Here is a 24,494-nt window from a genome sequence, read left to right as displayed (position 1 = left end):
GGAGCATTCCCGCTTTTTATTAGTATTTGCGCCGATATTTGCTTATACTAAAACAAATATGATTTTTTATTTGTACATAGAGAGGGGTACTCGGTTTATATGGAACAAGAAAAACATGTGTTTTCGATCGACTGGGCAGGTCGGCCGTTGACCGTTGAAATTGGCGAATTAGCCAAACAAGCAAACGGCGCTGTATTAGTGCGATACGGCGATACGGTTGTATTAAGTACAGCGACAGCATCGAAAGAACCAAAGAGCGTCGACTTTTTCCCATTAACAGTCAATTACGAAGAACGTTTATACGCTGTTGGTAAAATTCCAGGGGGATTTATTAAGCGTGAAGGACGTCCAAGTGAAAAAGCCATTTTAGCTAGCCGTCTCATCGACCGTCCGATTCGGCCATTATTTGCTGAAGGATTTCGAAATGAAGTGCAAGTTGTCAGCATGGTGATGAGCGTTGATCAAGACTGCTCACCAGAAATGGCGGCAATGTTTGGCTCTTCGCTTGCGTTAACGACTTCTGATATCCCGTTTGAAGGACCGATCGCTGGGGTGACAGTTGGCCGTGTGAACGGTGAATTTGTGATTAACCCGTCTGTCGCACAAATGGAACAAAGCGATATGCATCTTGTCGTTGCTGGAACGAAAGATGCGATTAACATGGTGGAAGCAGGGGCGAATGAAGTACCAGAAGAAGTTATGCTTGAAGCAATTATGTTTGGGCATGAAGAAATTAAGCGGCTCATCGCATTCCAAGAGGACATTGCCGCAAAAGTTGGCAAAGAGAAGATGGAAGTCGTTCTGTATGAACTCGATGCCCAGCTTGAAGCAGACATTCGTGCTCGTGTGGAAGGTGAAGTGAAACGCGCGGTTCAAGTACCTGAAAAATTAGCGCGCGAAGCAGCCATTGAACAATTGAAAGCAGAAGTTGTAGCGGCGTACGAACAACAAGAAGCAGATGAAGAAACAATAAAGCAAGTGAAAGAAATTTTACATAAACTTGTTAAAGAAGAAGTACGACGCTTAATTACGGAAGAAAAAGTGCGTCCAGACGGACGAAAAGTAGATGAAATTCGTCCGCTTTCATCAGCCGTTGGACTTTTACCACGCACGCACGGATCAGGCTTGTTTACACGAGGACAAACACAAGCGCTTAGCGTATGTACACTCGGTGCACTTGGTGATGTGCAAATTTTAGATGGACTTGGTATTGAAGAAACAAAACGGTTTATGCACCATTATAACTTCCCGCCATTCTCAGTCGGAGAAACAGGAGCGATGCGTGGACCAGGACGTCGCGAAATTGGTCACGGAGCGCTTGGCGAGCGCGCACTTGAGCCGGTTATTCCATCTGAAAAAGAGTTTCCGTACACGATTCGCCTCGTATCAGAAGTGTTAGAATCAAACGGTTCGACATCTCAAGCGAGCATTTGTGCGAGCACATTGGCGATGATGGATGCGGGTGTGCCGATTAAAGCGCCAGTAGCTGGTATTGCGATGGGGCTTGTGAAAAGCGGTGAACACTATACGATTTTAACAGATATTCAAGGCATGGAAGATCATCTCGGTGATATGGACTTTAAAGTAGCAGGGACAGAAAAAGGGGTCACTGCTTTACAGATGGATATTAAAATTAAAGGTTTATCGCGTGAAATTTTAGAAGAAGCGTTGCAACAAGCGCGCAAAGGTCGCCTTGAAATTTTAAAACATATGATGCAAACGATTAGCGAACCGCGCAAAGAGCTATCTAAATATGCACCGAAAATTTTAACGATGCAAATTAATCCAGATAAAATTCGTGACGTCATCGGTCCAAGCGGAAAACAAATTAACAAAATTATTGAAGAAACGGGCGTAAAAATTGATATTGAACAAGATGGAACAATCTTCATTTCATCTGTAAACGAAGATATGAATCAAAAGGCGAAAAAGATTATTGAAGATATCGTTCGTGAAGTGGAAGTTGGACAAGTGTACTTAGGAAAAGTAAAACGAATTGAAAAATTTGGTGCATTTGTCGAATTGTTTAGCGGAAAAGACGGTCTCGTACACATTTCAGAATTGGCGGAGGAACGCGTCGGAAAAGTGGAAGATGTCGTTTCGATCGGCGATGAAATTTTAGTGAAAGTAACGGAAATCGATAAACAAGGCCGTGTAAATTTATCGCGGAAAGCGGTATTGCGCGATCAAAAAGAAGCCGAGCAATAAAAACGGAGCCTTGGGTTCACATCCCCTTGGCTTCTTTGCTGTGTGTAAAATTTTTTGGCGCTCGTTCTACCTTGTCCCTCTTGCACATACCCTCTTTATTAGAAAAGGAGGGGACGAAGTGTGCAGCGAGCGTTCTTTTTAGTCATGATCATATGTATGGCGGCAATCATCGTGCAAAATCCGTGGACGACGACGTATATCCACGAATTACGGCATATAACAGCAGCGAAACAAAGCGATCCGTTATACATTCAAATTATGGAACGGGCAAAACAATACAATATTCCTGCGCAAAACGCAAAAGTCGATCGCGTTTGGAAGGCGATTCCTGGCTACAACGGATTAGAAGTAGACGTTGAGGCATCATATAAACAAATGAAACGGAACGGAACATTTTCCGAACAACAGCTTGTATACAAACAAGTATCACCGACTATTCACTTGCATGATTTGCCACCGTCACCGATTTATCGGGGGCATCCAGATAAGCCGATGGTTTCTTTTTTAATTAATGTCGCATGGGGAAGTGAACATATCCCAAACATGTTACATATTCTTGAAAAATACAACGTTCGTGCCACATTTTTTTTAGAAGGTCGCTGGGTAAAAGAACATCCCCAACTTGCAAAAATGATTGCAGATGCCGGTCATGAAATTGGCAATCATTCATACAACCATCCAGATTTAAAAACGATGAGTAAACAAGCAATTCGTGAACAAATCGTCAAAACAAACGATGCCATTGAAGCAGCGACGGGAGTGAAACCTCGCTTATTTGCTCCGCCAAGCGGTAGCTATCGCGACGATGTCGTGCATATTGCCCATGAGATGGGGATGTACACGATTTTATGGACGGTCGATACAATTGATTGGCAAAAACCATCCCCGTCTGTTATAGTGGAACGAGTAACATCAAAAGTGCATAACGGGGCGATGATTTTAATGCATCCAACCGTATCGATGGTACAGGCGTTAGAGCCGTTAATTCAATCATTACAAAAACGAGAATACGCCATAAGTAATGTGTCCACATTATTAAGTGAGGAAAGAATTGTAAAAAGTAGGAGGAAGGGACTTGATTAAAACATATACATGTCAAAATGGGGTAAGAGTTGTACTCGAGCATATTCCAACGGTTCGATCTGTGGCGATCGGAATTTGGATCGGCATCGGATCACGAAACGAAAACGAACGAAACAATGGCATTTCACACTTTCTTGAACATATGTTTTTCAAAGGAACGAAAACGCGTACAGCGCGAGATATTGCGGAATCGTTTGATCGCATCGGCGGTCAAGTGAACGCATTTACATCGAAGGAGTATACGTGCTATTACGCGAAAGTGTTAGATACGCATGCGTCATTTGCGTTAGATATATTGGCGGACATGTTTTTCCATTCAACGTTTGTAGATGAAGAATTACAAAAAGAAAAAAATGTTGTATTTGAAGAAATTAAAATGTATGAAGATACACCAGATGACCTCGTTCACGACTTGTTGAGCAAAGCAAGTTATGGCAATCATCCGCTCGGTTATCCAATTTTAGGAACGGAGCAAACGTTAGCGACATTTACAGGCGAGACGTTGCGACAATATATGCATGAAACGTATACGCCAGATCGAGTTGTCATTTCAGTTGCCGGCAATGTTGACGATTCGTTTATTCAACAAGTAGAAGCTTATTTCGGATCATTTACAAGACAAAAAGGCGACGATGCCCATATCACACCAACGTTTTATCCAAATAAAATCGCACGCAAAAAAGAGACCGAGCAAGCACACTTATGTATCGGATTTAACGGATTGCCAATTGGTCACGAAGATGTGTATAGCTTAATTATTTTAAACAACATTTTAGGCGGAAGCATGAGCAGTCGCCTTTTCCAAGAAGTACGTGAGCAACGTGGATTAGCTTATTCTATTTTCTCTTACCATTCTGCATATCGTGACGGAGGAATGGTAACGATTTACGGGGGCACAGGAAGCCAACAGCTCGATCTTCTATTCGATACGATTCAACAAACGATTGAACAATTAAAACAAGATGGCATTACCGAAAAAGAGCTAGAAAATAGCAAGGAACAAATGAAAGGAAACTTAATGTTAAGTTTAGAAAGTACAAATAGCCGCATGAGCCGGAACGGAAAAAATGAGTTGTTGTTAGGGCGGCATCGCTCGCTTGATGAAATCATTGAAAGCATCGATCGCGTGACGAAAGAAAGCGTTGATCGGATGGCGCAAACGATTTTTACAGACAACTTCTCCGTTGCGCTTATCAGTCCAGAAGGAACATTGCCAAAAAGCCTGCAACAATAAACTTGCAGGCATTTTTTTATGCCTTTTTTTCTACAATGATAAAGAAAGGGGGGGAACATGTGCGACTAAGTGAACTGAGCGGAAAAGAAATTGTCGATATGAAAAGAGCAGAGCGGCTCGGCATTTTAGGACAGACAGATTTAGAAATTCATGAGCGAACGGGGCAAATTCAAGCGCTTCTTATTCCAACAACAAAATGGTTTGGGTTTCGAAAAGAAGGAACAGATATACGTGTACCGTGGAGCCGCGTAAAAAAAATCGGCTCGGATATGATTTTAATTGATGTCGATGATTAGACACCTCAAGCAGGGGTGTCTTTTTTCATTTTACGCTCACCGTTTGATGACCGGCATCATAAGATGTGAAAGTAACGATGGGCAAAAAACTAGATGTATAAGAGGGTGAATGAACTCATGCTGACAGGAATGCACGTTGCGATCATCGGTGGGGACGCTCGGCAGCTTGAAGTCATTCGGAAATTGATGGAACTTGACGCGAAATTGTCACTCGTTGGCTTCGATCAATTAGACCATGGCTTTGCTGGAGTAACAAAAATGAAAATTCATGAAGTAGATTTCCATGATGTAGACGCCATTGTTTTACCTGTCCACGGAACGAACATGGACGGTGAAATTCAAACGGTGTTTTCAAATGAAAAAATGATATTTACGGAAGAGTTACTTCGTCAAACACCGACGCATTGCACCGTTTATTCAGGGATTACAAATGACTATTTAGACCGTGTCGTCAAGTCGGTTGGGCGAAAACATGTTCAACTATTTGAACGGGATGATGTGGCGATTTATAACTCGATTCCAACGGCAGAGGGAACGGTTATGATGGTTATTCAACATACAGATGTGACGATTCATGGATCGCGCATTGCTGTTTTAGGATTAGGACGTGTAGGCATGACAGTCGCGCGGACGTTTGCCGCTTTAGGTGCACGAGTAAAAGTAGGGGCTCGCCGCTCCGAACATTTAGCGCGCATTGCAGAGATGGCGCTAGAGCCGTTTCATTTAAACGATTTAGAACAACACGTAAAAGATATTGATGTTTGCATTAATACGATTCCTCATCCCGTTGTGACCGCCAGTGTCATTGCGAAAATGCCCGCACACACATTAATTATTGATTTAGCTTCAAAACCGGGCGGTACCGACTTTCGCTATGCTGAAAAACGGGGCATTCAAGCGTTATTAGCGCCAGGGCTTCCTGGCATTGTTGCTCCGAAAACGGCGGGGCAAATTGTCGCGAACGTATTGTCGCAACTTCTTTCTGCAGATTTGAAAAAACGAAAGGAGAATAAAAAATGAACGTACAAGGAAAGCGGATTGGCTTCGGCTTAACAGGCTCACATTGCACATATGAGGCGGTGATGCCGGAAATTGAAAAATTAATTGCCAAAGGGGCGGACGTCATACCGATCGTTTCGTATACGGTGCAGTCGACAAACACGCGGTTTGGCAAAGGGGAAGAATGGGTGAAAAAGCTTGAAGAGATGACAGGCCATCAAGTCATTGATACAATTGTAAAGGCGGAGCCATTAGGACCGAAATTACCGCTTGATTGTATGGTCATTGCACCGTTAACGGGAAATTCGATGAGCAAATTAGCGAATGCGATGACAGATTCCCCTGTATTAATGGCCGCGAAAGCGACGATGCGCAATCATCGTCCGGTTGTTGTCGGCATTTCGACAAACGACGCGCTCGGTTTAAATGGGGTAAATTTAATGCGATTAATGGCCGCGAAAAATATTTACTTTATTCCGTTCGGTCAAGACGATCCATTTAAAAAGCCAAATTCAATGGTCGCTCACATGCCATTGTTGCTTGATACGGTAGAAGCCGCGCTAGAAGGTCGGCAAATTCAACCGGTCATCGTCGAATATCGCCGTTCATAAATAAACAGTTGAAAGAAAATTTATAAAAAACGTCTCTCCTTTATGAATGAATGTGCTAAAATAAATGATATTAAAATTGTCTATGAGTTGGAAGGAGAAGGAGAAATGGAGCAAAAAGGATTACATGTCGCAGTTGTCGGCGCAACGGGAGCTGTCGGACAACAAATGATTCAAACGTTAGAAAAAAGAAATTTCCCGATTGCTAAACTATCTTTACTTTCATCGGAACGTTCAGCAGGGAAAAAAGTCATGTTTAAAGGCGAAGAAATTGAAGTGCAAGCAGCAAAGCCAGAAAGCTTTGAAGGGGTGCATATCGCGCTATTTAGCGCAGGGGGAGCAGTATCTAAACAACTCGCTCCGGAAGCGGTGAAACGCGGAGCCATTGTTGTTGATAATACGAGCGCGTTTCGTATGGACGAAAACGTGCCGCTCGTTGTTCCTGAAGTGAATGAAGCAGATTTACATGGGCATAACGGAATTATCGCAAATCCAAACTGCTCAACGATTCAAATGGTCGCTGCGCTTGAACCGATTCGTCAAGCGTTCGGATTAAAGCGCGTCATCGTCTCAACATACCAAGCGGTGTCAGGAGCAGGAGCGCAAGCGGTAGAAGAGTTAAAAACACAAACGGCGAACATGTTAAATGGTGAGGAAGTCACACCGGAAATTTTACCGGTTAAATCGGATCGTAAACATTATCCGATCGCATTTAACGCCATTCCACAAATCGATAAATTTCAAGATAACGGATTTACATTTGAAGAAATGAAAATGATTAATGAAACGAAAAAAATTATGCATATGCCCGATTTAGAAGTAGCAGCAACGTGCGTGCGCATTCCGGTCATGACGGGACATTCTGAATCTGTGTATATTGAAATCGAGCAAGAGGGCGTAACAGTTGATGAGTTGAAAGCATTATTAAAAGAAGCGCCAGGCGTCGTATTGCAAGATGATCCGAGCGAACAGCTATATCCGATGCCGCTATATGCAACGGGACAAAACGATGTATTTGTCGGCCGCATTCGTAAAGATTTAAATCGCGACACAGGGTTCCATTTATGGATCGTTTCTGATAACTTGTTAAAGGGAGCGGCGTGGAACTCTGTTCAAATCGCTGAAAGTCTTTTAAAATTAGGGCTTGTAAAAGCGTAAAATCATCATCGAGGTGTTGACGTTGAAAATAATCGTTCAAAAGTTTGGCGGCACGTCCGTTCGAGATGAACACGGCCGAAATTTAGCGCGCAAACATATTGAAAAAGCGCTGCAAGACGGTTATAAAGTGGTTGTCGTCGTTTCAGCCATGGGGCGAAAAGGAGATCCGTATGCAACGGATACGCTCCTTAGCCTCATTGACGGGGCGAATGCGCATGTGACAAACCGTGAAAAAGATTTGTTGATGGCGTGTGGGGAAATTATTTCAAGCGTCGTGTTTACAAACATGTTGAATAAGTGTGGGATAAAAGCGACAGCCTTTACCGGAGGGCAAGCAGGCTTTCGCACGAACAACGATCATACGAACGCAAAAATTATTGATATGCGTTGCGATCGTTTGTTGCGTGCTTTAAAAGAGAACGATGTTGTCGTTGTTGCAGGCTTTCAAGGTGTCGCTGAAAACGGAGATGTGACAACGATTGGGCGTGGAGGAAGCGACACGTCTGCGGCTGCGCTCGGTGCCGCGCTCGGTGCGGAATGGATCGACATTTTTACCGATGTGGAAGGCGTGATGACTGCAGACCCGCGCATTGTAGAAAACGCACGACCGCTTGATGTCGTCACATATACAGAAATTTGCAATATGGCGTATCAAGGAGCGAAAGTGATCCATCCGCGTGCCGTCGAGATTGCGATGCAAGCAAAAGTACCGATTCGCATTCGCTCCACGTATTCGGATGCGCCAGGGACGCTTGTCACATCGATTGCGAAAAAAGGAAGCGATGTAAAAGAACGATTAGTGACAGGAATTGCCCATGTTTCAAATATTACGCAAATTAAAGTGCCAGCAAAAGAGGGACATTACGATTTACAAGCAGAAGTATTTAAAGCGATGGCGAATGAAGGAATTAGTGTCGACTTCATTAACATTTCGCCAAATGGTGTCGTATATACGGTATCGAGTGACGTGGCAGATCGAGCGATTGCTACGTTAAAAAGGCTCGGTTATGAACCGACCGTCACGCGCGGTTGCGCAAAAGTGTCGACTGTTGGTGCGGGGATCGCTGGCGTCCCGGGTGTGACAGCAAAAATTGTTACAGCATTATCGGAGCGTGGCATTCAAATTTTGCAATCGGCTGATAGCCATACAACGATTTGGGTGCTAGTGAAGGAAGAACATTTAAAAGAGGCGGTCAATGCATTGCATGATGCGTTTCAACTTGCGGAACAGAAACAATACGACTTGAGTTAGGAGTGAAAAATTGTGGTTCAATTTGGTCAAATTGCCACAGCGATGGTCACCCCTTTTGACAATAAAGGGAATATCGATTTTGCGAAAACGACGCAATTAGTGAACTATTTAATTGAAAACGGCACGGATTCTCTTGTTGTCGCTGGAACGACTGGAGAATCTCCGACGTTAACGACGGAAGAAAAATTGGCGCTTTTTCGCCACGTGGTCGAAGTCGTTGACGGACGTGTACCAGTCATTGCTGGAACGGGAAGCAATAATACCCGCGCATCGATTGAATTGACGAAAAAGGCAGAAGAAATAGGTGTCGATGCAGTTATGATCGTCGCACCTTATTACAATAAGCCAAATCAAGAAGGAATTTATCAACATTATAAAGCCATTGCAGAGAGTACGTCGTTGCCTGTGATGGTGTATAACATTCCGGGACGGGCGGTTGTAAATATTTCTGTTGAAACGATTGTGCGTCTGTCACAAATTCCGAACGTTGTCGCTGTGAAAGATGCAAGCGGCAACTTAGACGCGATGACAGAAATTATCGCAAAAACGCGCGATGATTTTATGTTGTATAGCGGAGATGACGGATTGACACTTCCTGTATTATCTATTGGCGGAAGCGGTGTCGTTTCCGTTGCCTCGCATATTATTGGAAACGAAATGAAGGAAATGATTCAAGCGTTTATGCGTGGAGACAATAAGGAAGCAGCGAAGTTGCATCAGCGTCTATTGCCGATCATGAAAGCATTATTTGCCGCTCCAAGCCCTGTCCCAGTCAAAACGGCTCTACAAATAAAAGGGTTAGATGTCGGTTCTGTCCGCCTTCCGCTTGTGCCACTTACGGAGCAAGAACGTTTGCAGCTCATGAATGTGTTACAAGGTTAAAAGAAAGGGAATTCATCCCTTTCTTTTTTATTGTTGAATCAGTTATAATGGATGTAAGTGACTTTGAGCGGGTGAGTTTGTTTGACTGTAGGAGGATTTTAGGATGAAACAAGCAGAGAAAATTCGTGTATTTGCCCTCGGCGGCGTTGGAGAGGTAGGAAAAAATATGTATGTCGTCGAGGTGGATGAAGACATTTTTGTCTTAGATGCAGGACTCATGTTTCCAGAGGATGAAATGTTCGGCATTGATATGGTCATTCCTGATATTACGTATTTAGTGGAGCAACAAGAACGCATTCGAGGCATTTTTTTAACGCACGGTCATGACGATCATATTGGGGCGATCGCGTATGTACTGCGGAAAATTACTGTCCCTGTGTACGGGGCGAAATTAACGCTCGCGCTCATGGAAGAAAAATTAAAAGAGCAAGGAATTACATCGAAAGCAAAGCGCATCGAAATAAACGCGAATAGCGAAATTGTATTCGATAAGGCTGTCGTATCGTTTTTTCAAACAAATCATAGCATTCCAGATTGTCTCGGCGTGAGCATTCATACGTCCCAAGGCGCCATTGTATATACGAGCGATTTTAAATTTGATCAAACGCCTGTTGGCATATGTCGTACGGATTTTGGTAAAATGGCGCAAATCGGAGCGCAAGGAGTGCTTTGCTTACTATCCGATAGCACGAATGCGGAAAAACCGGGATATACGGGTTCTGAAGCGATTGTCGGACAAGAAATTTCCGATGTCATTTACAATGCGAACGGACGCATTATTGTTGCTTGCTTTGCATCAAACATTACGCGCATTCAACAAGTGTTAAATGCTGCACGCGATCATAGACGAAAAGTCGTCATTATGAGCCGTCATATGCATAAAGTAATTGATATTGCCGTGCGTCTTGGATATTTAAAATTCGATGAAAATATGATCATTCCGATGAGCGAAGTAGATCGTTACGATGATCGGGATTTAGTCATTTTAACGACAGGCAACCAAGGAGAACCAATGGCGGCGCTTGCACGCATGGCCAAACAGGCGCACAAATACATCAATATTAAAGAAGGAGACACAGTGATTGTCGCTTCTTCTCCAATGCCGGGACATGAGTTATTTATTGCTCGTACAATTGATGCTTTATATCGTGCAGGAGCGAATGTCGTGTACGGTCAACGTCAAGTACATGTGTCTGGACACGGATATCAAGAAGAATTGAAGTTAATGATTAATTTCATGAAGCCGAAATATTTCATTCCGGTACATGGAGAGTTTCGCATGCAAAAGGCGCACGGGAAAATTGCCCAAGCGGTCGGCATTCGCCAAGATGCGATCTTCTTAATTGAAAAAGGAGAAGTGATCGAATTCCGTAACGGTCACGCCCGTTTTGGCGGCAAAGTGCCAAGCGGTCAAATTTTAATTGACGGATTAGGCGTTGGCGATGTAGGAAATATCGTATTGCGCGATCGCCGCTTACTTTCACAAGATGGAATTATGATTGTTGTTGTTACATTAAGTAAACAGCAAAAACGCATTGTTGCCGGTCCAGAAATGATTTCTCGCGGTTTTGTATATGTGCGTGAATCGGAAACGCTTTTTGAAGAATCCGTTAAAATTGTGAAAGAAATTGTTGAAAAAAGCATGGAAGACTACGTTATGGAATGGTCTTCATTAAAAACAAATATTCGTGACGCACTAAGCCAATATTTATTTGAAAAAACAAAACGAAAGCCGATGATTTTACCAATTATTATGGAAGTGTAAAACAACATGCTCAAAGTCAAGAAAACACCTGCATTTCGCAGGTGTTTTTTGTATGAACAAGACGATGTTCACGTATACTAACGACATCATGTAACAGAAAGGGGATTATGATGGAAGAACGAGATGTACCTCAAGAGGAAACGAAGCCGTCTCCGGCAGAAAATATTGTTCAGCTCGGTCAAACAAATGTCCCGCAGCTTTCTTCCGATTCAACGATCCATTGTTTAACGATCGTCGGACAAATTGAAGGGCATATTCAATTACCTCCGCAAAACAAAACGACAAAATATGAGCATATTATTCCGCAAATTGTAGCAATTGAACAAAATCCAAATATTGAAGGATTGCTTGTCGTATTAAATACAGTTGGAGGAGATGTGGAAGCGGGGCTAGCCATTGCGGAAATGTTAGCATCGATGTCCAAACCGACTGTTTCTATTGTGCTTGGTGGAGGACATTCAATCGGAGTGCCAATTGCTGTGTCGTGTGACTATTCGTTTATTGCAGAAACGGCGACGATGACGATTCATCCGATTCGTTTGACGGGTCTTGTCATCGGTGTCCCACAAACGTTTGAGTATTTAGATAAAATGCAAGAGCGCGTCGTCAATTTTGTTGTGAAGCATTCAAACATTAGCGAAGAAAAGTTTAAAGAACTCATGTTTTCTAAAGGAAATTTAACACGTGATATCGGAACGAATGTGGTGGGAACAGATGCGGTAAAGTACGGTTTAATTGACGAGGTCGGAGGGCTATCGCAGGCGATGCGCAAATTGCGGGAATTAATCGATCATTCTAATCAACGAGGGGCGATGTTACAATGATTTTACATACCATCGTTCCGGAATTTATCGTTTTTCAAACGAATGAGGCGGAGTATAAAAAACAACGCATCGTTCAATATAACGGGGTGTCTTTACTTGTGCAGCAAACAGAAACGAATGAGTATGAAATTGTGCGGGTGCTAAGCAGCGATCCACAACATTATTTAACGTATGAACCGGGCACAAAACTTTATGCGACATCACTACAATTTATGGTATAATAAGAACAAGCAGCCACGCTTTACTGTTGGCTGCTTTTTCACCTTATATGTTGGAGTGGGCGAAATGGGAAAGAAAAATAAGCGTCGCACAAACAAACAAGATCAATGGAAAAAAACATTGCGCTTTGAATTCATCGGATTGACGATGCTAGCATGTACAGTCATCGCGATGGCAAACGTCGGAGCTGTCGGGCGTTCACTCGTTTTTGCTACTCGCTTTTTTATGGGAGAGTGGTATATCGTTGCGTTATTAGGGGCGCTTGCTATATCGCTATACGTGATTTGGAAGAGGGCATGGCCTCCGTTTTTTCAACGTGTTCTTGTTGGATTGTACTTGATCGTTCTTTCATTATTGTTGTTTAGTCACGAAGCGCTATTTCATATTTTATCGAGAAATGGAAAATTAATAAACCCGAGCATTATTCGAACGACGTGGGAGTTGTTTTGGAAAGATGTGCGCGGGGAGAGCGGTTCTTTTTCTGATTTAGGTGGTGGTATGCTCGGCGCTTTATTGTACACAATTAGCTATTATTTATTTGATCAATTAGGAACAAAATGGATTGCTTCCCTATTGATGATACTTGGCGTGTTGCTTTTAACAGGAAAAACGTTGCGTGATACAGCAGGAAAAGGAATTGAATGGTTTGTTTCATTTATGCGGACGCAAACGAAAGCAGTTATCGCCGATATTCGTTCGTTTTTCAATCGTCCGAAAAAAGAAAAACAACCGCAGACACATATTGAAGTTGTGACAGCGCTAGAGGAAAAAGAGAAAGAGGAAGACGAAGACGAAACGATCGTCGTGGAAGGTCCTGTCATTTCCAACTTCAATGAAGGAGCGGAAGAAGAAAAGCCGATTGTATTTACGCAAACACATGAAACAGATTACGCGTTGCCGCCAATTGATTTGCTTTCTCCTCCGAAGGCGGTTGATCAATCGCGGGAAAAAGAAAGTATTTATGAAAATGCCCGCAAGCTTGAAAAAACGTTTCAAAGCTTTGGTGTAAAGGCAAAGGTAACAAAAGTGCATATCGGTCCAGCTGTCACAAGATACGAAGTATATCCGGATGTCGGTGTGAAAGTAAGTAAAATCGTTAGTTTAAGTGACGATTTAGCGCTCGCTCTAGCGGCAAAAGACATTCGCATTGAAGCACCGATTCCCGGAAAATCAGCGATTGGTATTGAAGTACCAAATGAAGAAATTGCGATGGTTTCTTTACGCGAAGTATTAGAAGCGAAAGAAGCCGATAAACGAGAGGCGAAACTGTTGATCGGACTTGGGCGCGATATATCGGGACAAGCCGTGCTTGCTGAATTAAATAAAATGCCACATTTACTCGTTGCTGGTGCGACAGGTAGTGGAAAAAGTGTATGTATTAATGCCATTATCGTTAGCTTGCTTATGCGAACGAAACCGCACGAAGTGAAAATGATGATGATTGATCCGAAAATGGTTGAGCTAAGTGTATATAATGGCATTCCGCATTTGCTTTCCCCGGTCGTAACTGATCCGAAAAAAGCGTCCCAAGCATTAAAAAAAGTAGTAAGTGAAATGGAACGGCGATATGAGCTCTTTTCACATACGGGCACGCGCAATATTGAAGGATATAACGAATATATCGAGCGTCATAATGAAACAGCAGAAGTCAAGCAACCGCTTTTACCTTACATTGTCGTCATCGTTGACGAACTAGCCGATTTAATGATGGTTGCTTCAAGCGATGTAGAAGATTCTATCACTCGCCTTGCCCAAATGGCCCGCGCAGCAGGCATTCATTTAATTATTGCCACGCAGCGTCCATCTGTTGATGTCATTACGGGCGTCATTAAAGCAAACATCCCGTCTCGCATCGCATTTAGTGTATCATCACAGACGGACTCGCGAACGATTTTAGACATGGGTGGAGCTGAAAAATTGCTTGGGCGCGGTGATATGCTCTTTTTACCTGTCGGTGCGTCTAAACCTGTTCGTGTCCAAGGAGCTTTTGTGTCCGATCAAGAAGTAGAAAATGTCGTACAATATGTCATTTCACAGCAAAAAGCACAATACGAAGAAACGATGATCGCGCAAGATGATGAGCCGACAGAAGCGTTTGATGATGAGTTGTTTGATGAAGCGGTTCAGCTCGTCATTGATATGCAAAGCGCATCTGTTTCGATGTTGCAGCGGCGATTTCGTATCGGCTACAACCGAGCGGCACGTTTAATTGATGCGATGGAAGCTCGCGGCATTGTCGGACCTTATGAAGGAAGTAAACCGCGCGCTGTGCTTGTATCGTCAAACGATCAAGCAAAAACGTCATGAAAGAGGCTGAAAAACAAGCCTCTTTTTTGTATAAATGGGGCATAATAATGATATATTATTAAAATCGCTTACATATGATTTCATACGACTTTTTTCGACATTTTTTTTATTCGCTATTTATTTATGAACGAAAAAATGTTATATTATTAGTAAGAAATTTGTCTAACATCAGATGTCTGATATCTAAGGTGGGGGATGGTGAATGTCTGTTAAATCTGATCATCGACACTTATATTTACAAGTGATTGATCGTATTAAAAAAGATATTGAACAAGGGGTATATAAGGAAAAAGAAAAACTCCCTTCTGAGTTTGAATTGGCAAAACAATTAGGAGTAAGCCGAGCGACATTGCGGGAAGCATTACGAGTATTAGAAGAAGAAAATGTCATCATCCGCCGCCACGGTGTCGGGACGTTCGTTAGCTCTCGCCCGATGTTCACTTCAGGTATTGAACAACTAAGTAGCGTGACGGAGATGATTCGCCAAGCGGGGCGTAAACCAGGGACGATTTTTTTATCTTCTTCCATTCAGAAACCGACTGAAGATGATATAAAGCGCTTTCAATGTCATAAAGAGGAAGATTTACTCGTTGTTGAGCGGGTGCGAACAGCGAATAACGAACCGGTCGTATATTGTATTGATAAAGTGCCTTGTAAATATTTACCTAAAGGAATTGCTTATGAAAATGAGTCATTATTAGAAATATTACATAATGAAGCGAATCGGTATATCGCCTATGCTGTTACACACATTGAACCGCTCGGCTATCACGAAAAAGTGTCACCGATTTTACAATGCGAGCCGGAAACAGCGCTTTTAGTTTTAAAGCAAATGCATTTTGACGAAAACGACGAGCCGATTTTATATTCGATCGACTACTTCAAATCAGATAAGTTTAGTTTCCACGTGTTAAGAAAACGCGTGTAGCTTATTCAAGCGCTTATCCTGTTAAGGAGGTGACATGGGCGGGAGAAGGATATGTATACATCTCACATTTCACTTTTTTACTAATCCATACTTTAATTTAAGGGGGTAATGATTGATGAAGAAAAAGCGTTTTGGATTATCGATGTCTTTATTATTGACTGCCGGCATGCTTCTTGGCGGCTGCGGACAGGCGAAAGAAGAGCCGAAAAAAGAAGAAGGAAAAGCGTCTGAATTTAGCGTAGCGATGGTTACGGACGTTGGTGGAATTGACGATAAGTCGTTCAACCAATCAGCATGGGAAGGATTACAAAAATTCGGTGAAGAAAACGGATTGAAAAAAGGAAAAGGTGGCTATGACTATTTACAGTCACAAAGCGATGCGGATTACGCAACAAACTTAAATAAACTTGTACGTAACGACTTTGACCTCATCTACGGTATCGGTTTCTTAATGACAGATGCCATTACAGAAATTGCGGACCAAAAACCAGACAATAAGTTTGCGATCGTCGACAGCGTTGTTGAAAAACCGAATGTCGCAAGCATTACATTTAAAGAGCATGAAGGTTCATTCCTTGTCGGTGTTGTCGCTGGTTTAATGACAAAAACGAACAAAATCGGTTTCGTTGGCGGTATGGAAATTCCGTTAATTGAAAAATTCGAAAGCGGCTTCATTGCAGGGGTAAAAGCGGTAAACCCAAATGCGACAGTTGAAGTGCAATATGCAGGTGCGTTTGATAAAGCGGATAAAGGAAAAGCCATTGCTTCAAGCATGTACGCTTCTGGTATTGACGTGATTTATCATGCAGCTGGTGCGACAGGAAACGGTGTATTTTCTGAAGCGATCGACTTGAAAAAACAAGATCCGAACAAAGAAATTTGGGTCATCGGTGTTGACCGCGACCAATACGAAGAAGGAAAAGTGCCTGGAACAGATAAAAGCGTAACATTAACATCCATGGTAAAACGTGTTGACGTTGCGGTATACGACTTAGCGACAAAAACGAAAAACGGCAACTTCCCTGGCGGTCAAGCAGTTGAGTACGGCTTAAAAGAAGATGGTGTAGGCATTGCACCAACAACGAAAAACAACGTTCCTGAAGACGTATTGAAAAAAGTGGATGAGTGGAAACAAAAAATTATTAACGGTGAAGTGAAAGTACCTACAACTCGCGCTGAGTTGAAATAAATAAACGGCTGTTCTCCGAAGAACGTGTTTCTTCGGAGAACCACTAAATGAAGGGTTGCAACATGTTGCAGCTTTTCATTTAGTGATTTTAACAAGCTCACATAAGGAGTGGATCACGTTTGGAATACGTAATTGAAATGCTAAATATCCGCAAAGTTTTTGGGAATTTTGTGGCAAACGATAACATTACGTTGCAATTGAAAAAAGGGGAAATTCATGCGTTATTAGGTGAAAACGGCGCAGGAAAATCGACGTTAATGAACGTGCTATTCGGTTTATATCAGCCGGATGGTGGGGAAATTCGTGTAAAAGGAAAAAAAGTAAATATCGCCAATCCGAACGTCGCTAACGACTTAGGAATTGGAATGGTGCATCAACACTTTATGCTCGTTGATACATTTACAGTAACGGAAAACATTATTTTAGGAAGTGAACCGACAAAAGGCGGGCAAATCGATATTGAGCGTGCAGAAAAAGAAGTGCGCGAACTATCAGAGCGTTACGGTTTGGCGGTGGATCCGAAAGCAAAAATTGCAGACATTTCTGTCGGAATGCAACAACGTGTAGAAATTTTAAAAACGTTATATCGCGGGGCAGATATTTTAATTTTTGACGAACCGACGGCGGTCTTAACCCCACAAGAAATTCAAGAGCTTATCCAAATTATGAAAGCGCTTGTACGCGAAGGCAAATCGATTATTTTAATTACGCACAAATTAAAAGAAATTATGGAAGTGTGCGATCGCGTGACCGTCATTCGACGAGGAAAAGGCATCGGTACATTAAACGTATCAGAAACAAACCCGAACGAACTCGCTGCACTCATGGTTGGGCGTGAAGTGCATTTCAAAACGGAAAAACAACCTCCGAAAGTCGGAAAACCTGTCCTTGAAATTGAAGATTTAGTCGTGAAAGACTCACGTGGCATTACAGCAGTCGACCATCTCCATTTAACCGTCCATGCAGGAGAAATTGTCGGAATCGCAGGGGTAGACGGAAATGGACAGACAGAGTTAATTGAAGCGATTACTGGTTTAATGAAGTCGGAATCGGGTTCTATTCGTTTAAATGGAAAAGAGATTCGCAATTTGACACCTAGACAAATTACGGAAACGGGTGTAGGCCATATTCCACAAGATCGCCATAAACATGGTCTTATCCTTGACTTCCCAATCGGGGAGAACATGGTGCTGCAAACGTATTATAAAGAGCCATACTCGAAACGCGGCATTTTAAACTTTAAAGCGATTTACGATAAAGCACGTCAGCTTATTCAAGAATTTGACGTTCGTACGCCAGATGAATATACGAAAGCGCGGGCTTTATCTGGGGGGAACCAACAAAAAGCCATCATTGGCCGTGAGGTAGACCGTGACCCAGATTTACTCATCGCTGCGCAACCGACACGCGGACTTGATGTGGGAGCGATCGAATTCATTCATAAACGTCTTATTGAACAGCGTGATAAAGGGAAAGCGGTATTGCTCGTTTCATTCGAATTAGATGAAATTATGAACGTCAGCGATCGCATTGCCGTAATTTATGAAGGAAAAATTGTAGCTATTGTCGATCCGAAAGAAACGACAGAACAAGAGCTTGGCTTGTTGATGGCAGGAAGCAAACGGAAGGAAGCGGGTGTATCATCATGAGTGAAAATCGTTTAACGAACATTCTCGTCCCTGTTTTTGCAGTTATTCTTGGAATTATTGTGGGCGCAATTGTCATGATCGTGAGCGGTTATGACCCAGTGGCCGGATATTCTGCTTTATTGTACGGGGCTTTTGGTGATCGATATTATATTGGGGAAACGATTCGTCAAGTGACGCCATATATTTTAGCGGGGTTAGCGGTTGCCTTTGCGTTTCGTACAGGGCTATTTAACATCGGTGTAGAAGGACAACTCATCGTCGGTTGGCTTGCAGCCGTTTGGGTCGGCGTTGCCTTTGAGCTTCCAAAAGTGATTCACTTGCCACTTGCAATTGTTGCGGCAGCACTTGCAGGTGCGCCTTGGGGATTTATTCCCGGGTTTTTAAAAGCGCGCTTCCGCGTTCATGAAGTTATCGTGACGATTATGATGAACTATATTGCGCTATACGTATCGAATGCGGTCATTCGTTCCGTTTTATCAGATCAAGGCTTTAAATCGGAAAAAATTCATCCGTCAGCATCATTACGTTCAGAGTTTTTACAGTCTTTAACTGATTACTCCACGCTTCATTACGGCATTATTATTTCATTAATTGCGGCTGTTGTCATGTGGTTCTTGCTTGAGAAAACGACGACAGGATATGAACTTCGTGCCGTCGGTTTTAACCAACATGCATCGCATTATGCAGGGATGAACGTCAACCGCAATATTATATTAGCGATGGTCATTTCAGGGGCATTTGCAGGTATTGCCGGAGCGATGGAAGGGCTAGGAACGTTTGAAAACGTCTCGGTCAAGGCTGGATTTACCGGAGTCGGATTCGATGGAATTGCGGTTGCCCTCCTTGGTGGAAATAACGCATTCGGAATTATTTTAGCAGCGATCTTATTTGGAGCGTTAAAAGTTGGAGCGCTTGAAATGCCATCAGCAGCCGACGTGCCAACAGAACTTGTTGACATCGTCATTGCGTTGATTATTTTCTTCGTTGCTTCAAGCTACTTAATTCGTCTTGTGCTTACGCGCTTCAAAAAGGAGGGAAAATAAATGTTACACATCCTTGAAATTATTATTCCTTCCGCGATTTTCTTTGCGGCACCTCTTATTTTTACGGCGCTTGGTGGCGTATTTAGTGAACGTTCCGGCGTTGTCAATATCGGATTAGAAGGATTGATGGTCATCGGTGCATTTACCGGTGTCGTGTTTAACTTAACGTTTGCCGATCAATTCGGTGAATGGACACCATGGCTTGCGATGCTTGTGGCGATGGTTGTTGCTTCGATTTTCTCGCTTATGCATGCGGTCGCGGCGATTTCGCTTCGCGCGGACCAAGTCGTTAGCGGGGTGGCGATCAACTTTTTAGCATTAGGATTATCGTTGTTCCTTGTGAAAATGTGGTATGGAAAAGGTCAAACAGACCAAGTGCAAGTTGGTTTTGATAAAATTGACATTCCAATTTTAAGCAAAATTCCGATTCTCGGTCCGATTTTATTTTCAAACGGATATATTCCATCTTACTTAGCGATTGTATTAGCATTTGTCGTATGGTATGTCATTTACAAAACGCCGTTTGGACTTCGTCTTCGCGCGGTTGGGGAACATCCGATGGCGGCAGATACGATGGGAATTAACGTGGCAAAGATGCGTTACATCGCAGTCATGTTAAGCGGTGCCCTTGCAGGAATTGGCGGTTCAGTTTATGCGACAATCATCTCGCGCGACTTTAGCCACGCGACAATTTCCGGGCAAGGATTTATGGCGCTTGCTGCAATGATTTTCGGAAAATGGCACCCGCTTGGCGCGATGGGAGCAGCGCTTTTCTTCGGATTTGCGCAAAGTTTAAGCATCGTCGGACAGGCGATTCCGTTTTTGAAAAACGTACCGACTGTTTATTTGCTTATTTTGCCGTATGCTTTAACGATTTTAGCGTTAACTGGATTTATCGGACGTGCGGATGCGCCAAAAGCGCTCGGTACGCCGTACGTAAAAGGAAAACGTTAATAGGGAAAAGACTTCGGGACAGCCCGAAGTCTTTTTTTCACGCTTTTGATCACGCATAATAAAAGTAAGGAGGGGATTTCATTGCATAAATTAGTTGATCAATTATTTTTTGAACTGCAACATCCCGTAACGATTGAATCGCGCGATTTTGAATTGCTTGCATATAGCGGTCATCACGATGAAACGGATGAAGTGCGCATGCGCACCATTTTAAGCAAGCGAGCATCCGCTCATGTGTTCCATTATTTACATGAACACGGATGGATGAAAAAAATTGAACAAGCAGACAGAGTCGTTAGCATTCCTCCACTCCCTGAGATTGATCTTGGTGCACGCGCTGTCGTTTGTTTAAAACATGCTGGGAAAGTGTACGGCTATCTTTGGGTGCAGGTAGCACTCCACGATTTGACAGACGAACAACGGAGACGTATCGAAGAAGTAGCAAAAGAGGCTGCTCAAATATTACACGAACAAATGGGGAAAAGATACAAACGGCAAGAAGAAGTTCATGACCTTTTTCTGCGCTTTATTCAATATCGTGATATGAGCGAACGAGACGTTCAAATGGAACTACAGTTGCTTGGGGTAACGTTTCCTTCGCGATTTGCTGTTGTCGTTTTTCATGTCGAACATCATGAGAGCATAGATGACGTTCGCCAATATGTAACATGGGTGTCAAAAACGACACATGCCCCAATCTTTTTTATTCATCACCATCATCCGTTTTTGCTTATTGTCGGGGAAACACCGACGCAACGCCCGATCGATGTAGTGAACATGATGATCACAAAATTGCAACAAGATTTTCATTGTCGAATCGATCACGATGTTCTCGTTGGCATTGGCAATGAATATAACGGGCTGCAAAAACTGCGCGACAGCTATAAAGAGGCGATGGAAGTCATTCATTTGAAAAAGCATATGGATGAGCCGTTACCGCATGCTTATCGTGATTTAGGTATTTATCGCATCGTTCCATTTATATACGAACAGTATAAACAGCGTCGCTATAAAAACGAAGCAATTATGAAACTAAAAAAGCACGATGAACAACATGGAACCGATTTTTTACATACGCTTCGTGCGTACATTCAACACGACTGCAACATGAAACAAACAGCTGAAAGTTTATACATTCATCCGAATACGTTACATTATCGACTAAAGCGCATGCAGTCGATTACAACGCTTCCGCTGCACGATTTTGAACAACGAATGATGTTATATATCGATCTCCTTTTATACAAATATAAGGAAAGTGTTGTGGATGAGCAACAAAAATAAGTAGAAATGATTATATATTGACGACAAACAATTTTCAGAAAGTATAAATTATAATGAATCGTAGAATATGTGACAAAATCGTGAAAGGATCGATGCATGTGACTGTACCATACAAACATGAACCGTTTACAAACTTTACAATTGAGCAAGAAGCAGCTGCGTTTCGTCAAGCGCTTGCTTATGTTGAAACACAACTAGGACAAGTGTATCCAATCATTATTGGAGGGAAACGAATCGTTACGGAAGAAAAAGTGGTGTCGACGAACCCTGCGAATAAACAGCAAGAGGTTGGGGTCGTATCAAAAGCGACGAAAGCGCTTGCTGATGAAGCGATGGAAGCGGCACTTTCTGCATTTGAAACGTGGAAACGTGTATCGCCAAAGGCGCGCGCCGATGTGTTGCTGCGCGCAGCAGCGATGTTAAGAAGAAGAAAACATGAATTTTCCGCATGGTTAGTGAAAGAAGTCGGTAAGCCGTGGAAAGAAGCAGATGCGGATACAGCGGAAGCGATTGACTTTTTAGAATATTACGCTAGACAAATGATTTCCCTTGCAGAAGGTGTGCCTGTGCTTAGTCGTTCAGGAGAGTCCAATCGATTTTTTTATGTGCCGCTTGGCGTCGGATTAATTATTTCACCGTTTAATTTCCCGCTTGCGATTATGGCTGGAACGACGGTTGCGGCGATTGTGACAGGAAATACGGTCATTTTACGACCATCCGATCGTGCTCCAATTGTTGCTGCAAAGTTTGTTGAACTGATGGAAGAGGCCGGTCTTCCTCAAGGAGTATTAAACTATTTGCCGGGAGGAGAAGCAGAAGTTGGAGAATATATTGTCGAACATCCGCAAACGCGCTTCATTTCTTTTACAGGATCGCGTGCCGTTGGATGTCGCATTTATGAACGGGCAGCTATCGTTCAACCAGGACAAAAATGGTTGAAGCGTGTCATCGCAGAAATGGGTGGAAAAGATGCGATCATCGTTGATCGGGATGCGGATCTTGAATTAGCCGCACAATCGATCGTTGCTTCCGCATTCGGTTTTTCAGGGCAAAAATGCTCGGCATGCTCGCGTGCCATCGTTCTTGAAGATGTATATGACGAAGTGCTTAGTCGCGTCGTTGAGTTAACAAAGCAATTAAAGGTCGGCAATCCACAAGAGCAAAGCACTTTTATGGGACCTGTCATTGATCAAGTATCGTACGATAAAATTATGAGCTATATCGAAATTGGCAAGCAAGAAGGGAAGCTTATGACAGGAGGCGAAGGAGACGATACGACAGGATTTTTTATTCAGCCAACTGTGTTTGCAGATGTTGCCCCAACTGCGCGAATCATGCAAGAAGAAATTTTTGGTCCGGTCGTTGCGTTTACGAAAGTGCGTACGTTTGATGAAGCGCTTGAAGTGGCGAACAATACAGATTACGGATTAACAGGGGCGGTCATTTCAAACAATCGTGCTCATTTAGAAAAAGCGCGCGAAGAGTTTCATGTTGGAAACTTATATTTTAATCGCGGTTGTACCGGAGCGATTGTCGGCTATCATCCGTTTGGCGGGTTTAACATGTCAGGAACAGATTCTAAAGCAGGTGGTCCAGACTATTTATTGCTCCATATGCAAGCAAAAACAGTCAGTGAAATGTTTTAAAAGGGGGAATGGCCATGCTTGCACAACTATCGAAAAATATTTTTTTATATGCTTCACAAAGCAAAATGTTAAATCAAGCGGCGAAAAAATGGGGGCTCCGTTTCGGAGCTTCCCAAGTTGTTGCAGGGGAAACGATTGAAAGCGCTATCAAAAAAGTTCGTGAACTAAATGAAAAAGGGCTCGTTTGTACGCTCGATCATTTAGGAGAGTTCGTTTCAAGTCGCGAAGAAGCCATTGAAGCGACACAATATAACATCCGCACGTTAGAAGCCATTCATCGTGCAGGCGTTCAAAGCAACTTGTCCGTCAAATTGACGCAGCTTGGGCTTGATATTGACTTTGATTTTTGCTTAAACAATATGCGTCAAATTGTTGAAACGGCGAAACGATACAACAACTTCGTGCGCATCGATATGGAAGATTCAGCGCATTGCCAAGCGACGCTCGATTTATTACACGAACTACGCCGCACGTACGACAACGTTGGAACGGTCATTCAAGCATATTTATATCGCGCTGAACAAGATGTAAAAGATTTGAAAGGAGTATCGCTTCGTTTAGTGAAAGGAGCGTATAAAGAGCCGCCAGAAGTGGCGTTTCAAGAAAAACAACAAATTGATGAGAACTACATGAATATGATTCGTCTTCACTTATTAAGCGGAAGTTATACAGCGATTGCCACACATGATCATCATATTATTGAAAAAGTAAAAAAGTTTGCGAAAGAAAATAATATTCCGCGTAACCAATTTGAGTTTCAAATGTTATATGGCTTTCGAACAGATATGCAACAACAGCTTGCAAAAGAAGGCTATACGATGCGCGTATACGTTCCATTCGGGAATGATTGGTTCGGCTATTTCATGCGCCGATTAGCAGAACGTCCACAAAACGTCGCGTTCGCATTAAAAGGCTTTTTTGGAAAATAATTTTTTGTACAAATTGTGAACATATTTTAGTATAATG

General features: G+C 42.8%; 21 protein-coding genes. All 21 read left to right on the top strand.

The genetic code is table 11. The annotated features are described in order from the left end of the window. The first annotated feature begins 99 nt into the window (after positions 1–99). Complete coding sequence (pnp, locus tag K1I43_RS00385) at positions 100–2,208, top strand: polyribonucleotide nucleotidyltransferase (protein WP_019418454.1); 2,109 nt, start codon at positions 100–102, stop codon at positions 2,206–2,208. A 156-nt stretch (positions 2,209–2,364) separates the two neighbouring features. Then, positions 2,365–3,291, top strand: a complete 927-nt coding sequence (locus K1I43_RS00380) for a polysaccharide deacetylase family protein (protein ID WP_081957725.1) — start codon at positions 2,365–2,367, stop codon at positions 3,289–3,291. Continuing rightward, the gene (locus tag K1I43_RS00375; RefSeq protein WP_019418455.1) at positions 3,284–4,525 is read left to right on the top strand and encodes a M16 family metallopeptidase; all 1,242 of its coding nucleotides are present in this window, start codon (positions 3,284–3,286) and stop codon (positions 4,523–4,525) included. The genes K1I43_RS00380 and K1I43_RS00375 overlap by 8 nt, the downstream gene beginning before the upstream one ends. Before the next feature lie 59 nt (positions 4,526–4,584). After that, complete coding sequence (locus tag K1I43_RS00370) at positions 4,585–4,821, top strand: YlmC/YmxH family sporulation protein (protein WP_003394797.1); 237 nt, start codon at positions 4,585–4,587, stop codon at positions 4,819–4,821. Positions 4,822–4,938: 117 nt separating this feature from the next. After that, positions 4,939–5,841 (top strand): dipicolinic acid synthetase subunit A, encoded by a 903-nt coding sequence (gene dpaA, locus K1I43_RS00365; RefSeq protein ID WP_021094168.1) that lies wholly within the window; start codon positions 4,939–4,941, stop codon positions 5,839–5,841. Further along, the gene (gene dpaB, locus K1I43_RS00360) at positions 5,838–6,431 is read left to right on the top strand and encodes a dipicolinate synthase subunit B (protein WP_009362530.1); all 594 of its coding nucleotides are present in this window, start codon (positions 5,838–5,840) and stop codon (positions 6,429–6,431) included. Before dpaA ends, dpaB begins: the two co-directional genes overlap by 4 nt. A 105-nt stretch (positions 6,432–6,536) precedes the next feature. Continuing rightward, positions 6,537–7,586 (top strand): aspartate-semialdehyde dehydrogenase, encoded by a 1,050-nt coding sequence (asd, locus tag K1I43_RS00355; RefSeq protein ID WP_026011826.1) that lies wholly within the window; start codon positions 6,537–6,539, stop codon positions 7,584–7,586. A 22-nt stretch (positions 7,587–7,608) separates the two neighbouring features. Next, complete coding sequence (gene dapG, locus K1I43_RS00350; RefSeq protein ID WP_009362532.1) at positions 7,609–8,838, top strand: aspartate kinase; 1,230 nt, start codon at positions 7,609–7,611, stop codon at positions 8,836–8,838. 12 nt (positions 8,839–8,850) lie between these two features. Then, on the top strand, positions 8,851–9,720 hold the full coding sequence (dapA, locus tag K1I43_RS00345; RefSeq protein ID WP_019418459.1) for a 4-hydroxy-tetrahydrodipicolinate synthase: 870 nt from the start codon (positions 8,851–8,853) through the stop codon (positions 9,718–9,720). Between the two features lie 103 nt (positions 9,721–9,823). Beyond that, complete coding sequence (locus tag K1I43_RS00340) at positions 9,824–11,485, top strand: ribonuclease J (RefSeq protein ID WP_026011827.1); 1,662 nt, start codon at positions 9,824–9,826, stop codon at positions 11,483–11,485. A gap of 110 nt (positions 11,486–11,595) precedes the next feature. Beyond that, entirely contained in the window at positions 11,596–12,309 is a 714-nt protein-coding gene (locus tag K1I43_RS00335) for a ClpP family protease (protein WP_019418460.1), read from the top strand. Continuing rightward, positions 12,306–12,530, top strand: a complete 225-nt coding sequence (locus K1I43_RS00330; protein ID WP_009362536.1) for a YlzJ-like family protein — start codon at positions 12,306–12,308, stop codon at positions 12,528–12,530. The genes K1I43_RS00335 and K1I43_RS00330 overlap by 4 nt, the downstream gene beginning before the upstream one ends. Positions 12,531–12,594: 64 nt before the next feature. Next, positions 12,595–14,835, top strand: a complete 2,241-nt coding sequence (locus tag K1I43_RS00325; RefSeq protein WP_026011828.1) for a DNA translocase FtsK — start codon at positions 12,595–12,597, stop codon at positions 14,833–14,835. Positions 14,836–15,037: 202 nt separating this feature from the next. Beyond that, positions 15,038–15,763, top strand: a complete 726-nt coding sequence (locus K1I43_RS00320; protein WP_009362538.1) for a GntR family transcriptional regulator — start codon at positions 15,038–15,040, stop codon at positions 15,761–15,763. A 115-nt stretch (positions 15,764–15,878) separates the two neighbouring features. Beyond that, entirely contained in the window at positions 15,879–16,952 is a 1,074-nt protein-coding gene (locus tag K1I43_RS00315) for a BMP family lipoprotein (protein ID WP_019418462.1), read from the top strand. A 119-nt stretch (positions 16,953–17,071) separates the two neighbouring features. Continuing rightward, positions 17,072–18,601 carry an ABC transporter ATP-binding protein gene (locus K1I43_RS00310; RefSeq protein WP_019418463.1) on the top strand — a complete coding sequence of 510 codons (1,530 nt, stop codon included), beginning with the start codon at positions 17,072–17,074 and terminating at the stop codon, positions 18,599–18,601. Further along, complete coding sequence (locus K1I43_RS00305; RefSeq protein ID WP_220382587.1) at positions 18,598–19,644, top strand: ABC transporter permease; 1,047 nt, start codon at positions 18,598–18,600, stop codon at positions 19,642–19,644. The genes K1I43_RS00310 and K1I43_RS00305 overlap by 4 nt, the downstream gene beginning before the upstream one ends. Further along, positions 19,645–20,598 (top strand): ABC transporter permease, encoded by a 954-nt coding sequence (locus K1I43_RS00300; RefSeq protein ID WP_019418464.1) that lies wholly within the window; start codon positions 19,645–19,647, stop codon positions 20,596–20,598. Positions 20,599–20,679: 81 nt separating this feature from the next. Next, a complete protein-coding gene (locus K1I43_RS00295; protein ID WP_035065797.1) occupies positions 20,680–21,882 on the top strand; it encodes a PucR family transcriptional regulator in 1,203 nt (400 codons plus the stop codon). A 98-nt stretch (positions 21,883–21,980) separates the two neighbouring features. After that, complete coding sequence (pruA, locus tag K1I43_RS00290; protein WP_128713016.1) at positions 21,981–23,528, top strand: L-glutamate gamma-semialdehyde dehydrogenase; 1,548 nt, start codon at positions 21,981–21,983, stop codon at positions 23,526–23,528. A gap of 14 nt (positions 23,529–23,542) precedes the next feature. After that, a complete protein-coding gene (locus K1I43_RS00285; RefSeq protein WP_009362545.1) occupies positions 23,543–24,457 on the top strand; it encodes a proline dehydrogenase family protein in 915 nt (304 codons plus the stop codon). The last annotated feature ends 37 nt before the right edge of the window (positions 24,458–24,494 follow it).

It is taken from the genome of Anoxybacillus sp. ST70 (assembly GCF_019553625.1).
GTDB lineage: Bacteria > Bacillota > Bacilli > Bacillales > Anoxybacillaceae > Anoxybacillus > Anoxybacillus gonensis.
The sequence above is the reverse complement of the archived record's forward strand: the minus strand, read 5'-3'. Positions and strand labels throughout refer to the sequence as shown.